This window comes from Acidimangrovimonas pyrenivorans, assembly GCF_042643245.1.
GTDB classification, from domain to species: domain Bacteria; phylum Pseudomonadota; class Alphaproteobacteria; order Rhodobacterales; family Rhodobacteraceae; genus Acidimangrovimonas; species Acidimangrovimonas pyrenivorans.
Genome location: NZ_JBHRSK010000006.1, coordinates 47,117 through 61,164 on the forward strand (window position 1 = coordinate 47,117; position 14,048 = coordinate 61,164).

Here is a 14,048-nt window from a genome sequence, read left to right on the forward strand (position 1 = left end):
GCGCCGCTGGTCACCGCCTCCCCCAACCGCGACCGCCCTGCCGCTTGCATTCGCCCCGCCCTGCCGCTAGCACAGGCGCGGAATTTCCCGGAGGCCCCGATGGACGGTTTGGACGCACTCAAGGCTAACTACCTCGGCCGCATCGCCGAGGCCGGCGACGAGGCCGCGCTGGAAGAGCTGCGGCTTGCCGCGCTCGGCAAGAAGGGCGAGGTCAGCCTGAAGATGCGCGAACTGGGCAAGATGAGCCCGGAACAGCGCCAGACCGCCGGCCCCGCGCTCAACGCGTTGAAGTCCGAGATCGACTCCGCGCTCAAGGCCAAGAAGGCGGCGCTGGCCGATGCCGCGCTCGACGAGCGGCTGCGGGCCGAATGGCTCGACGTCACCCTGCCCGGCCGGCCGCGGCGGATGGGCACCGTCCACCCGGTTTCCCAGGTCACCGACGAGCTGACGGCGATCTTCGCCGACATGGGCTTCGCCGTCGCCGAGGGTCCGCAGATCGAGACCGACTGGTACAATTTCGACGCGCTCAACATCCCGCCGGAGCACCCGGCGCGGCAGGAGCACGACACTTTCTTCATGGCCCGGGCCGAGGGCGACGACCGCCCGCCGCACGTGCTGCGCACCCATACCTCACCGGTGCAGATCCGGGCGATGGCGGCCCAGGGCGCGCCGATCCGGGTGATCGCGCCGGGCCGCGTCTACCGCATGGACATGGACCAGACCCACGCGCCGATGTTCCACCAGGTCGAGGGCCTGGCGATCGACCGCGACCTCAGCATGGCGAACCTGAAATGGGTGCTGGAAGAGTTCTTCTCGGCCTTCTTCGGCACCCATGTGAAGACCCGCTTCCGCGCCTCGCACTTCCCGTTCACGGAACCGTCGGCCGAGGTCGACATCCAGTGCTCGTGGGAAGGCGGCCAGGTCAAGGTCGGCGAGGGCGACGGCTGGCTCGAGGTGCTGGGTTCGGGCATGGTCCATCCCAAGGTGCTGCAATCTGCCGGGGTCGACCCGGACCAGTGGCAGGGTTTCGCCTTCGGCATGGGGATCGACCGGATCGCGATGCTGAAATACGGCATCCCCGACCTGAGGGCGTTCTTCGACAGCGACCTGCGCTGGCTGCGCCATTACGGCTTCCAGTCGCTCGACGTGCCGATGCTGCATGGCGGGTTGAACCGCTAGGACGGTCGGTCGTCGCGGTGAGATAGGCCGGGGGGCCAGCCCCACCGCCATTGCCCCTCGGACCAATGGCGCGACAATGGCGCCCCCCGGGATATTTTCGTGAAGATGAAGGGGCAGAGGCTTTGGGAGTCGCAGCCCCCTCCTATTTGTTTGCCGGCCCGAACACCGCCAGCGCCACCGGCTTGCCGGTGCCCAGATTGATGCCGTTCACCCGGCCACGCTCGACCGCGCCGGCGGCGCTCAGCGGTGCGGCATCGGCTGACGGCACCACGGCGGCGGTGCAGCGGTCGGTGCCCAGCGCCTGCGCCGCCGCGTCCGGCGTCGCCCATTTCACCGGTCCGGGGGCGAGAAAGACCAGCGAGGGCTCCTCGTAGCCGGTGGCGTAGAGCGTGATCTGCCCGCAAGCCGGGTCCGGCGGGATCAGGGCGGTGATCTGCCTGGCAGGCCACAGTGCCGGCAGGCGGGCGGCGACCGGGAACAGGCCGGACAGGAAGCCCGCCCCGAGCAGCCATAGCCCGAGGATCGCGGCATGGGGCAATTGCGCGCGCAGCGCCGTGGCGGCGAGGAGCAGCCCGGCGCCGGCCAGGACCAGCGCGATCAGGCTGAAGGGCAGCGCGTTCCAGGCGCCCTGCGAGATGGCATAGCCGCCGGCGGCGAGGAGGACGAGGACCGGCAGCGCGCCGAGGGCCCAGAAACCGATCCGGCGCCAGAGCTTCGGCGCGGCGGCGACGGTCTCGGCCCAGACCAGCCCGATCGCCAGCGCCAGCGCCGGGTAGAAGGGCAGCACGTAATGCATCAGCTTGGTCGGCGCCGCCTCGAAGCCGATCCAGCCGGGCACGACCCAGGCGGCGGCAAAGATCACGCCCGAGCTGCGCCGCGCCCGCCACAGTGCCGGCAGGGCGAGCAGCAGCGCCACCGCGGCGGGCTGGAAGGTGATCCACAGCATCGCCAGGTAGCTGCCGGGCGGGGCGCCGTGGCTTTCCTGCGCGCCGGCCAGCTTGTTCATCAGGTCGCGGCCCAGCGCCTCGTCCCAGAACCCCATCCCGGCCTTCAAAGTGATCGCGACGAACCAGGGCGCGACCAGCAGCACCAGCAGGCCCAGGCCCCAGCCCGGCCGCAGCGCCCGCAGCCAGCCGACGCGGCGATGCCCCAGCGCCAGCAGCAGCACCGTCAGCGCGACGATCCCCGGCCCGATCGGCCCCTTGACCAGCGCCGCGACGGCCAGCGCGCCCCAGAACAGGGCGAAACGGCCCCAGCCCAGCGGCCCGATCTCTTCCGTCCTGAACCCCGCCGCCCGGGCGTCGCGGTAGAGCCGGGCCAGCGCCAGCTGTACCGCCACCGTCGCCGCCAGCAGCACCGCGTCGGTCTTGGCCAGATGCGCCTCGGCCCCCAGCATGAAGATCCCGGCCATCAGCCCGCCGGCCGCCAGCCCCGCCGCCGCGCCGCCGAACAGGGTGGCGAGGCGCAGGGTCAGCACCGCCGCCAGCACCGCGGCGATCAGCGACGGCAGGCGGTAGTGCCAGATGGTCCGGTCACCCGGATGCCCGACCGCCGCGACCGCCGCCGCCTGCGCCCAGTAGATGCCGACCGGCTTCTTGTAGCGGGTCCGGTCCTGGAACCGGATGTCGACATAGTCGCCGCTCACCATCATCTGCTTGGTCGCCTGGGCGAAGCGCGCCTCGTCGCGGTCGACCGGCGGCAGGGTGGTGAAGGCGGGCAGGAAGGCGGCCAGCACCAGCACCGTCACCAGCAGCGCGGGCGCGGCGCGCAGCCCCAGCAGGCGCGACAGGACGGCATTCAGCCGGCGGGCGATCTGGAGCATCGGAACCTCTCGGACGGATTTCGCCCGACTGTCGCATGCGGCGCGGCAATTTGGAAGGCCCGGGCACCCGGCTCAACATCTTGGAATAACAGAAAAACCCCGCGTGACGGGGCTTTGGCATCCGGATCGGATCGGGGCTCAGTCGTCGGCAGAGGCGACGATCAACCCGTGCATGTGCATGGCCGACGGCTCGGGGTGCGAGACCTTCACCGGGACGGAGAGGACGTTGATGTAGCTCAGCATCAGAATCGCCGTCACCGCCATGATCGAACACATCAGCGGGATGTTCTGCCGTTTGCGGCCCTGGGGAATGGCAAGAATTTGGTCCATAATGTGTCTTATACATGAAATTCCCCGGCGAAATGTGGCATTTGCAAGGCAGCTCGGCAACTCTCCGTTTCCGGTTCGGAAATGCCGATGCCCTGTCGCGGTGGCTGCGGCGGTGCGGGCCTTTCCCTCGCGCCGGCTTTGCGTTAAGCCGCCGAGGCGCAAGACGCGGCACGAAATCCGAAGGATCCCGGCGATGAAATTCACCCTGTCCTGGCTGAAGGATCACCTCGAGACCGAGGCGAGCCTCGATGACATCCTCTATGCCCTTACCGATCTCGGCCTCGAGGTCGAGGAGGTCGAGAATCCCGAGGACACGCTGGGCGTCTTTCGCATCTGCCGGGTGATCGAGGCGGTCCAGCATCCCAATGCCGACCGGCTGCGGCTGTGCCGGGTCGAGACCTACCCGGAAGGTCCCGGCGGCAAGACCGAGGAGGTCCAGGTGGTCTGCGGCGCGCCGAATGCCCGCACCGGCCTTGTCGGCGTCTTCGCCCCGGTCGGCACCCATGTCCCCGGCACCGGCGTCGACCTCAAGCCCGGCGTGATCCGCGGCGTCGAGTCGAACGGCATGCTGTGCTCCGAGCGCGAGCTGATGATCTCGGAGGATCACGACGGCATCATCGACCTGCCCGAGGACGCGCCGCTGGGCGAGCGTTTCATCGACTATCGCGGTCTCAACGACCCGATGATCTACATCAAGATCACCCCGAACCGGCCCGACGGCCTGGGCATCCGCGGCGTCGCCCGCGACCTGGCCGCGCGCGGCCTGGGCACGCTGAAACCGCAGACCATCGAACCGGTCGCCGGTTCGTTCAAGAGCCCGGTCAGCGTGAGCATCGACCCGGCGCTGAAGGAGAAGGGCTGCCCGCTCTTCGCCGGCCGGGTGATCCGCGGCGTCAAGAACGGCCCCTCGCCGGCCTGGCTCCAGGCCCGGCTGCGCGCCATCGGGCTGCGGCCGATCTCGGCGCTGGTCGACATCACCAACTTCTTCACCATGGACCAGAACCGGCCGCTGCACGTCTTCGACGTCGCCAAGGTGGCGGGCGGCGAGTTGCGCATCCACCCGGCCAAGGGCGGCGAGGAGATCCTGGCGCTCGACGGCAAGACCTACACGCTGCAGCCGGGGATGATGGCGATCTCGGACGACAGCGGCGTCGAGTCGATCGCCGGCATCATGGGCGGCGAGCATTCGGGCTGCACCGAGGAGACCGTCGACGTCTTCCTTGAAAGCGCCTACTGGGACCCGATCACCGTGGCCACCACCGGCCGGGCGCTGAAGATCAATTCCGACGCCCGCTACCGTTTCGAACGCGGCGTCGATCCCGAATTCACCCTGCCCGGGCTGGAAATGGCCACCCAAATGGTGCTGGAACTCTGCGGCGGCGAGGCCTCCGAGGTGGTGATGGACGGCGCGGTGCCGGACACCCGCCGCGGCTACAAGCTGGATACCGACCGGGTGCAATCGCTGGTCGGGATGGAGATCCCGGCCGAGGAGCAGCGCCGCACGCTCGAGGCGCTCGGCTTCGAGCTCGACGGCGACATGGCCTACCCGCCGAGCTGGCGGCCCGACGTGCTCGGCTCGGCCGACCTGGTGGAAGAGGTGGCGCGCGTCGCCTCGCTGACCAAGCTGGAAGGCAAGCCGATGGCGCGGGTGCAGACCGGCGTGCCGGCCCCGATCCTGACGCCGATGCAGCGGCGCGAGAACGCCGCGCGGCGGATGCTGGCCGGGCTGGGCTACAACGAATGCGTCAGCTACAGCTTCATCGACCAGGCCGCGGCCGCGCTGTTCGGCGGCGGCCAGGACGCGCTGCGCATCGACAACCCGATCTCGTCCGAGATGACCCATATGCGGCCCGACCTGCTGCCCGGCCTGCTGCAGGCCGCCGCCCGCAACCAGGCACGGGGCTTCATGGACCTCGCCCTGTTCGAGATCGGCCCGGCCTTCCATGGCGGCGAGCCGGGCGAGCAGGACGTGCAGGCGACCGGCCTGCTGGTCGGCTGCTCGGCCCCGCGCGATCCCTATGGCTCGCGCCGGCCGGTGGATCTCTACGATGCCAAGGCCGATGCCGAGGCGGTGCTGTCGACCATCGGCGCTCCGGCGCGGATGCAGATCAACCGCAAGGTCGATCCCTGGTGGCACCCCGGCCGCGCGGGTCGGATGGCGCTGGGGCCGAACGTCCTGGCCAGCTTCGGCGAGCTGCATCCCAAGGTGCTGAACGCCCTCGGCGTCAAGGGTCCGGCGGTGGCCTTCACCCTGCACATCTCCAACGTGCCGATGCCCAAGGCCAAGACGGCCACCCGGCCGGCGCTGGCGCTCTCTGACCTGCAGGCGGTCGAGCGTGATTTCGCCTTCGTCGTCGACGCCCAGGTCGAGGCCCTGACCCTGGTCAATGCGGCGCAGGGCGCCGACAAGGCGCTGATCGAGAAGGTCTCGGTCTTCGACCAGTTCACCGGCGAGAAGGCCGAGGCGCAGATGGGCGAAGGCAAGAAATCGCTCGCCATCTCGGTCCGGCTGCAGCCGAAGGACAAGACCCTGACCGACGAGGAGATCGAGGCGGTCAGCGCCAAGATCGTCGAGAAGGTCGCCAAGGCTACCGGCGGCGTGCTGCGCGGCTGAGGCCTGCCGCAAGGGGATCGCGAAGGGGGCCCGCCGCGGCCCCCTTTTTCGTGCCCGCCCCCCGGGTTGCCCCAGCGTCGGGTTTGCCAAGCCGCGGCAATTGCCTAGGCTCGTCCCGGCGGGGGCGGAGGACGCCCGCAACGGGAGGGCGCGATGCAATACGACTACCTGATTCTCGGCGGCGGCTCGGCCGGCGCGGTGCTGGCGGCGCGGCTGTCGGAGGATCCGCGGGTCTCGGTCTGCCTGGTCGAGGCCGGCGGCGGCGGCAACGACATCTTCATCCGTGCCCCGGCACTGGTAGCGGCGATGATCTCGGGCCGGCCCAAGATCAACAACTGGGCCTTCCAGACCGTGTCGCAACGCGGGTTGAACGGCCGCCGTGGCTTCCAGCCGCGCGGCAGGGCCCTGGGCGGCTCCTCGGCGATCAATGCCATGCTCTATGTCCGCGGCCATCCCTCCGATTACGACGACTGGGCCGAACTGGGCGCCGAGGGCTGGGACTGGCAAAGCTGCCTGCCCTGGTTCCAGCAGTCCGAGCGCAACATGCGCGGTGCCGATGCCCTGCACGGCGCTGACGGCGCGCTGCAGGTCGCCGACCAGAGCGCCCCGCGCAAGGTTGCCGAGGCTTTCGTCGCGGCCTGCGAAACGCTGCAAATCCCGCGCAACGCCGATTTCAACGGCCCCGAGCAGGAGGGCGCCGGGCTCTACCAGGTGACGCAGTTCTTCGACGGCGAACGCAAGGGCGAACGCTGCTCGGCCGCCGCCGCCTACCTGCTGCCGGTGCTGGGACGCAAGAACCTGACCGTGCTGACCAAGGCGCGGGCCGAGAGGATCGTGATCGCGAATGGCCGCGCGACCGGGGCGCTGGTGCGGCAGGGCGGCAAGCAGATCGCGCTGGAGGCGCGGCGCGAGGTGATCGTCTCGGGCGGCGCCTTCGGATCGCCGCAGCTTCTGATGCTGTCGGGCATCGGCCCGGCGGACGAGCTGCGCGCCCATGGCATCGAGGTGGTGCATGAGCTGCCCGGCGTCGGCCAGAACCTGCAGGACCATATCGACTACATCCTGACCCACGAATCGCGGCGCCGCGATGTCGTCGGCCTCAACCCGCGCGGGCTGGGCCGGCTGGGCCGCGCGGCGCTGCGCTGGCGCAAGACCGGTACCGGCCTCTTCGCCTCGCCGATGGCCGAGGGCGGGGCCTTCCTGAAATCGCGGCCCGAGCTCACCCGGCCCGACCTGCAAATCCACTTCGTCGTCGGCATCGTCGACGAACACATGCGCAAGCTGCACCTGGCGGACGGCTATTCCGCCCATATCTGCGCCCTGCGGCCGGAAAGCCGTGGCACGGTCGGGCTGACCGACGCCAACCCGGCCTCGGCACCGCGCATCGACCCGGGCTTCCTGACCGACCCGGCCGATATCGCCCTGATGAAGACCGGTGCGCGGATGCTCGACCGCATCCTGAAGGCCGAACCGCTGGCGCCCTGGCGCGGCAAGCGGCTCTATGCCCATGACGGCAGCGATGCCGCGCTCGAAGCCGATATCCGCAACCGGGCCGACACCGTCTATCACCCGGTCGGCACCTGCCGCATGGGCCAGGACGCGCTGGCGGTGGTCGACCCGGCGCTGCGGCTGCGCGGGATCGACGGGCTGCGCGTCGTCGACGCCTCGGTGATGCCACGGCTGATCGGCGGCAACACCAACGCGCCGACGATCATGATCGCGGAGCGCGCCGCCGAAATGATCCGCGGCTAGGCAGCAGGGCGGACACAAGGACACGCCGCCCGCAAAATCCCCCGGCACCGGTTGACCGACGCGCCGCCAGCCGGTCTATCCTGAGAACGTTCCGGACCTCTGTCCGGCAAGAACAAAGGGGATGAGCAGGATGAGATGCGGGATCGTCACGCCGGTCGGGCCGGGCCATGCCGAGCTGTTCCAGAACGATTGCCTGCCCTCGATCCAGCGCGCCATCGACTTTGGTATCGGCCCGTTCGAGGAGGTCGTGCTCTACCCGATGGACGACACCCGTGGCGAACACGGCCGCTCGAACCGGCGCAACGCGGCGATCCGGCAGGCGCAGGCCGACGGGATCGAGTGGCTGTTCTTCTGCGATGCCGACGACTTCCTCGCCCCCAACGCCTTCGCGAGCTTCGGCGCCGTGCTGGCCGAGGATCCGACGCTCGACGCCGTCTTCGGCCTGATCTGCACCCTCAACGACGCCGGAGAACCGGAACTGCGCGAGGGCCAGCCCGAGCGGATCGACAGCTTCGAGGAGTTCCTTGCCGTCGATCCCTTCGTCAACGTCATCATGGGCCATTTCGTCCGCACCGAGGTGATCGCCGCGATCGGCTTCGACGAGGCGATGGATACCGGCGAGGACTATGCCTATTACTACCGGCTGTGGCGGGATCACCACTGCACCAAGCGGCCCGAGATCTTCTACATCGTCCGCCGCGGCGCCCATTCCACCGGCCCGCGCAGCGCCAGCGGCAGCGACTGGACGGCGGCCGTCGCCCGGCTCTGGGCCGAGACGGTCGCGGCCAACCCCTTGTGGCGCGAGGTCGGCCATGACGGCGTGACGGCGCGGATGCAGGTCACCAACCCGACCGACCTGATCCAGCAGCATTACCTTGCCGGGACCTTCTTCGAGGCAAGCTCGCTCGCCCGGCTACCGCAGTGGGTCAGGCCGGGCGCGCGGATCGTCGAGGTCGGCGCCAATATCGGCAACCACGTCGTCTGGTATGCCCAGCACCTGAAACCGGCGACAATCCTGCCGGTCGAACCGAACCCGGCCGCCATCGCCCTGCTCGACGCCAATATCGCGGCCAACGGGCTGGACGGGCTGATCGACCGGCGCGGCATCGGGCTGGGGGCCGGGCGGGACGCGGGACGGTTCCGCGCCGAGACCGAGAATGCCGACAACCTGGGCGCCACCTACCTCGTCGCCGATCCGCAGGGCGGTCTCGAGGTCGTGGCGCTGGACGACCTGCTGGGCGGCGAGAAGGTCGATTTCATCAAGATCGACGCCGAGGGGATGGAGCTGGAAGTGCTGGCCGGGGCCGAGAAGATCATCGCCCGCGACCGCCCGGTGCTGTGGATCGAGGTCAAGCGCGAGAACATCATCCCCTTCCACCAGGGCTGGGCCCGCGCCCATGGCTACGTGCTGGCCGACAGCGCGCCTTACGTCCACACGATGGATTACTTCCTGCTGCCCGAGGAGCATGCCGCCTTCGCGTGAGGGGGAAGAACGGAGGCATCGGCCCGGCACAAGGCTTGTTCCCCCGAGCATAAGAAAAGGCCGGGCACCCGGCCCGGCCTTTCCCGTCGATCAGCAAGCGATCAGTGCAGCACCGCGTCCTGCGGCGGCTGGCGGTCGGAATTACCGACACGCTCGCCGATGATCAGCCCTTCGGCCCCGGCCGTCACCGGCACCACCGCACCGTCCATCACCTCACCGCCCAGCAGCATCTCGGCCAGCGGGTCCTGCAGCGCGCGCTGGATCACCCGCTTGAGCGGACGGGCGCCATAGACCGGATCGTAGCCTTCGTCGGCGAGCCACTTCTTCGCCGCCTCGTCGAGCTCGAGCGAGATCTTGCGCCCGGCCAGCCGCTTCTGCAGCAGGTTGAGCTGGATCGAGACGATGCCGTCCATGTCCGCCCGGGTCAGCCGGTCGAAGACGATCATGTCGTCGAGACGGTTGAGGAACTCGGGCCGGAAATGGGCCCGCACCGCATCCATCACGTCGCGCCGCGCCTGGCTGCTGTCGGCGCCCTCGGGCAGCTGGCTCAGCGCCTGGCTGCCGAGGTTCGAGGTCAGCACGATCAGCGTCTGCTTGAAGTCGACCGTGCGGCCCTGGCCGTCGGTCAACTGGCCGTCGTCGAGCACCTGCAGCAGCACGTTGAAGACCTCCGGATGCGCCTTCTCGACCTCGTCGAACAGCACGACCTGGTAGGGCCGGCGCCGCACCGCCTCGGTCAGGACGCCGCCCTCGTCATAGCCGACATAGCCGGGCGGGGCGCCGATCAGGCGGCTCACCGAATGCTTCTCCATGAACTCGGACATGTCGATGCGGACCATCGCCTTGTCGTCGTCGAAGAGGTATTCGGCCAAGGTCTTGGTCAGCTCGGTCTTGCCGACGCCGGTCGGGCCGAGGAACAGGAACGAGCCCAGCGGCCGGTTCTCGTCGTTCAGCCCGGCGCGCGCCCGGCGCACCGCGTTCGAGACGGCGATCACCGCCTGGCGCTGGCCGATGACGCGCTTGCCCAGTTCCCCTTCCATGTGGAGCAGCTTCTCGCGCTCGCCCTCCAGCATCTTCGAGGTCGGGATGCCGGTCCAGCGTTCGACCACCTGGGCAATCTGCTCGGGCCGCACGGCCTCTTCCACCATGACATCCTCTTCGGCATTCTCGGCCTCGCTCAGCTTGCGCTCGAGCTCGGGGATGATGCCGTAGGACAGCTCCCCGGCCCGGGCCAGGTTGCCGGCGCGCTTGGCCGCATCGAGCTCGTTGCGGGCGGCGTCGAGTTGCTCCTTGAGGTCGCGGGCGCTTTCCAGCTTGTCGCGCTCGGCCTGCCACTTGGCGGTCATCTCGGACGACCGCTCCTGCAGCTCGGCCAGTTCCTTCTCGAGCTTCTCGAGCCGGTCCTTCGAGGCGGCGTCGTCCTCCTTGCGCAGGGCCTCGGCCTCGATCTGCTTCTGCAGGATGTCGCGGTCGAGCGCGTCCAGCTCCTCGGGCTTGCTGTCGACCTCCATCCGCAGCCGGCTGGCCGCCTCGTCGACAAGGTCGATCGCCTTGTCGGGCAGGAAGCGGTCGGTGATGTAGCGATGCGACAGGGTCGCCGCCGCCACCAGCGCCGAGTCACTGATCCGCACGCCGTGGTGCAGCTCGTATTTCTCCTTGATGCCGCGCAGGATCGAAACCGTGTCCTCGACCGTCGGCTCCTCGACCATCACCGGCTGGAACCGGCGGGCCAGAGCCGCGTCCTTCTCGACATGCTTGCGATACTCGTCGAGCGTGGTCGCGCCGACGCAGTGCAGCTCACCGCGCGCCAGCGCCGGCTTGAGCAGGTTCGAGGCATCCATCGCCCCGTCGGCCTTGCCGGCGCCGACCAGCGTGTGCATCTCGTCGATGAACAGGATGATCTCGCCCGCCGCGGCGGTGATCTCGGACAGGATCGCCTTCAGCCGTTCCTCGAATTCGCCGCGATATTTCGCCCCGGCGATCAGCGCGCCCATGTCCAGCGCCAGCAGCTTCTTGTTCTGCAAGCTCTCGGGCACGTCGCCATTGACGATGCGCAGGGCCAGGCCCTCGGCGATGGCGGTCTTGCCGACGCCGGGTTCGCCGATCAGCACCGGGTTGTTCTTGGTCCGCCGGCTCAGCACCTGCATGGTGCGGCGGATTTCCTCGTCGCGGCCGATGATCGGGTCGATCTTGCCCTCTTCGGCGGCCTCGGTCAGGTCGCGGGCGTATTTCTTCAGCGCGTCATAGCCTTCCTCGGCCGAGGCGCTGTCGGCCGTGCGGCCCTTGCGGATATCGTTGATCGCGGCGTTGAGCGCCTGGGCGTTGACCGCGCCGGCCTCCAGCGCGTCCTTGGCCTTCGACTTGACCATGGCCAGCGCCATCAGCACGCGCTCGACCGGCACGAAACTGTCACCCGCCTTCTTGGCGATCTTCTCGGCCTCGTCCAGCACCCGGCCCAGCGTCGGGTCCATGTAGACCTGGCCGGCATCCCCCGACACTTTCGGCAGCTTGCCGAGGGCCAGCTCGACCGCCTCGGTCACGCGCAAAGGTTCGCCGCCCGACCGCTTGATCAGGTTCGAGGCAAGCCCCTCCTCGTCATCCATGAGCGCTTTCAGCAGATGCTCGGGCGCCAGCCGCTGGTGGCTTTCCCGCATCGCGATGGTCTGGGCGGCCTGGAGGAAACCGCGCGACCGTTCCGTGAACTTTTCCAGGTTCATCGGTGAAACTCCTTTCCCTAGCACCTGTCCCTCGGAACGCCCGGCAACGCGGCACGCCCCTCTCGCAGGCCTTGAAAGGAATGTGGGTTGCCCCGCAGCCCGCTGCAAGGCCACCTGTGCGGGAAATGTGACAGATAGAGCGAAGGCCCTGCCCCCACCCGCCGCGGTACCGGCCGCAACTCCGCCCCGGCCCCACTTTCTGCTCGAAAATATCCTCGGCGGGTGTGGGGGGGGGGGGCGGGGGGCAGACAGCCCCCCGCCAGTACGCGGCGCCATTGTCCAAGCCCAATGGTGACAGGGCAGACAGCGCCCCGCCAGCGCGACGCGCAAGGCGCGGCGCAACCGCATCTTGTCCGAAGGCCCCGCCTGGACTAGGAAGGCCGAAATCCCGGAGATGACCCATGGCTGACGACCGCTTGATCGTGGCACTCGACGTGCCGAACGTGCTGGAAGGGCTCGACCTGGTGGAGCGAATCGGCGATGCCGTCTCGTTCTACAAGATCGGGCTGGGGATGCTGACCGGCGGCGGCCTGGCGCTGGCCAACGAGCTCAAGCAGGAGCTGGGCAAGCGCGTCTTCCTCGATCTCAAGCTGTTCGACATCGGCGCGACGATCGAAGCCGCGGTGCGCGGCGTCGCCCAGCACGCGCCCGACTTCCTCACCGTCCATGGCGACCCGCAGGTGGTCCGCGCCGCGGCCGAGGGCAAGGGCGGCAGCGAGATGAAGATCCTCGCCGTCACCGTTCTCACCTCGCTCGACCGCGCCGATCTCGACGCCAACCTGATCCGGCCCGGCGACGTTTCCGAGATCGTCCTCGAGCGCGCTGCCCGCGCCTTCGAGGCCGGCGCCGACGGCGTCATCGCCTCGCCGCAAGAAGCCGCCCGGATCCGGGCACTGCCCAATGCCGAGGGCCGGCTGATCGTGACCCCGGGCGTGCGGCCGGCCGGCGCCGAGCTGGGCGACCAGAAACGCGTCGCGACCCCGGCGCAGGCAATCGCCGACGGCGCCAACCATGTCGTCGTCGGCCGGCCGATCTGGCGCGCAGCCGACCCGCGCGCCGCGGCCCAGGCGGTGGTGGCGGAACTGAATTCGGCCCAGGCCCGGCAGCCCAATCACTGAGCCGGGCGGGCCCTGCCGCTCGGGGAGCACTCAGGGATTCACCGTTTCACTGCCCGGCGCCGCCTCGGAACCGGGCTCGGAACCGGGTGGATGTTTCTCCGGCCGCACCGGAACGGCCGGCGCCGCGGCGTCGGGCGCGGTGCCCGAGATATCGGCGTTTGGCGGCGGCAGTCGCAGCTTGCCGGGCGGCGGCACCTCTGCCATCGGGGGAGTCGCGACATAGGCAGGGTGGCTGCCGCTGTAGCTGACCCAGATGGCCATGCCCATGAAAAACACGATCGCGATCCCCAGGACCAGCAGCAGCCACTCGGTACTCACGTCGCGGACTGGGCGAGCCCCCTTCGGGGCCGGGCTCTGTTGCGGAAGGTCTCGATCTTCCAATACCTGCTCCTTCCGTGATGGCGCCTTGTCTTCCGCCAAGCCACCACCCCAGCACATAGAAACGCCGCCCCGCCGATCAATGCCGGCCTGGGCGCCGTTCCGGCTCTCACCCCCTCCCTCACGGCGACTCTATGCGGTTCCCGGCCGGGCCGCACCTCCATTCTTCGTTTCGTCGCGTGACGGCCGCCCCGGCGCGGCGCCGCCTGCTAGGCCCCGTCCTGCCGGACCCGTCCCAGGCACTGCCGCAACCGCGCCCGCAGGAAGGGCACCGCCCTGTCATGGCCCAGGAACGCGGCGACGGGCATCATCCGCCAGCCCTGGCCCTCGTCGCCAAAGCGGATCGCGACGATCTCGGCCGGGGTGATCCGGGCGGCGAAGAAGTGCCCGGTCGTGCCCGGCACGACCGCGGACGGGTGGACCGACCGCCAGACCAGGCGCGCCGGATCGAGCCGCAGCCCCAGCTCTTCCCGCAGCTCGCGCAGGACGCAGGCCTCGGGCGTCTCGTCGCCCTCGCGCCCACCGCCCGGCAGATCCCAGAAGCCGGGAAACGGAATATCGGGGATGTCGTCGCGCAGGATGGTCAGCACCGCGCCGCCGTGGAGCAGCGCCAGCTTGGCGCCGGTGAAACGCGCGCCGGCGGCGGTCACCGGTC

Annotated in this window: 10 protein-coding genes; 5 read left to right on the forward strand and 5 right to left on the reverse strand. The window is 69.6% G+C overall.

Translation table 11 applies throughout. From position 1 onward, the window contains the following. Positions 1-108 precede the first annotated feature (108 nt). The gene (pheS, locus tag ACFOES_RS10045; protein ID WP_449222437.1) at positions 109-1,179 is read left to right on the forward strand and encodes a phenylalanine--tRNA ligase subunit alpha; all 1,071 of its coding nucleotides are present in this window, start codon (positions 109-111) and stop codon (positions 1,177-1,179) included. 142 nt (positions 1,180-1,321) lie between these two features. On the opposite strand, the gene ACFOES_RS10050 is transcribed toward pheS, so the two are convergent. Then, positions 1,322-3,001, reverse strand: coding sequence for an ArnT family glycosyltransferase (locus tag ACFOES_RS10050; RefSeq protein WP_377833137.1), 1,680 nt, complete (start codon positions 2,999-3,001; stop codon positions 1,322-1,324). 138 nt (positions 3,002-3,139) lie between these two features. Further along, a complete protein-coding gene (locus tag ACFOES_RS10055; RefSeq protein WP_377833138.1) occupies positions 3,140-3,331 on the reverse strand; it encodes a hypothetical protein in 192 nt (63 codons plus the stop codon). 193 nt (positions 3,332-3,524) lie between these two features. Between ACFOES_RS10055 and pheT the strand changes: the two genes are divergently transcribed. From pheT to ACFOES_RS10070, 3 genes are all read left to right on the forward strand, one after another. Next, the gene (gene pheT / locus ACFOES_RS10060) at positions 3,525-5,945 is read left to right on the forward strand and encodes a phenylalanine--tRNA ligase subunit beta (protein WP_377833139.1); all 2,421 of its coding nucleotides are present in this window, start codon (positions 3,525-3,527) and stop codon (positions 5,943-5,945) included. Positions 5,946-6,098: 153 nt separating this feature from the next. Continuing rightward, positions 6,099-7,697 (forward strand): GMC family oxidoreductase, encoded by a 1,599-nt coding sequence (locus tag ACFOES_RS10065; protein WP_377833140.1) that lies wholly within the window; start codon positions 6,099-6,101, stop codon positions 7,695-7,697. A 121-nt stretch (positions 7,698-7,818) separates the two neighbouring features. Then, a complete protein-coding gene (locus ACFOES_RS10070) occupies positions 7,819-9,180 on the forward strand; it encodes an FkbM family methyltransferase (RefSeq protein WP_377833141.1) in 1,362 nt (453 codons plus the stop codon). A gap of 101 nt (positions 9,181-9,281) precedes the next feature. On the opposite strand, the gene clpB is transcribed toward ACFOES_RS10070, so the two are convergent. Continuing rightward, entirely contained in the window at positions 9,282-11,897 is a 2,616-nt protein-coding gene (gene clpB / locus ACFOES_RS10075) for an ATP-dependent chaperone ClpB (protein WP_377833142.1), read from the reverse strand. A 401-nt stretch (positions 11,898-12,298) separates the two neighbouring features. On the opposite strand from clpB, the gene pyrF reads away from it, so the two are divergent. Beyond that, positions 12,299-13,015, forward strand: a complete 717-nt coding sequence (gene pyrF, locus ACFOES_RS10080) for an orotidine-5'-phosphate decarboxylase (RefSeq protein WP_377833143.1) — start codon at positions 12,299-12,301, stop codon at positions 13,013-13,015. Between the two features lie 30 nt (positions 13,016-13,045). Here pyrF and ACFOES_RS10085 read toward each other — a convergent pair whose 3' ends face one another. Together ACFOES_RS10085 and ACFOES_RS10090 are read right to left on the reverse strand one after the other, a co-directional pair. Continuing rightward, complete coding sequence (locus ACFOES_RS10085) at positions 13,046-13,435, reverse strand: hypothetical protein (protein ID WP_377833144.1); 390 nt, start codon at positions 13,433-13,435, stop codon at positions 13,046-13,048. Between the two features lie 167 nt (positions 13,436-13,602). Further along, on the reverse strand, positions 13,603-14,043 hold the full coding sequence (locus ACFOES_RS10090; RefSeq protein ID WP_377833145.1) for an NUDIX hydrolase: 441 nt from the start codon (positions 14,041-14,043) through the stop codon (positions 13,603-13,605). Between the last annotated feature and the right edge of the window lie 5 nt (positions 14,044-14,048).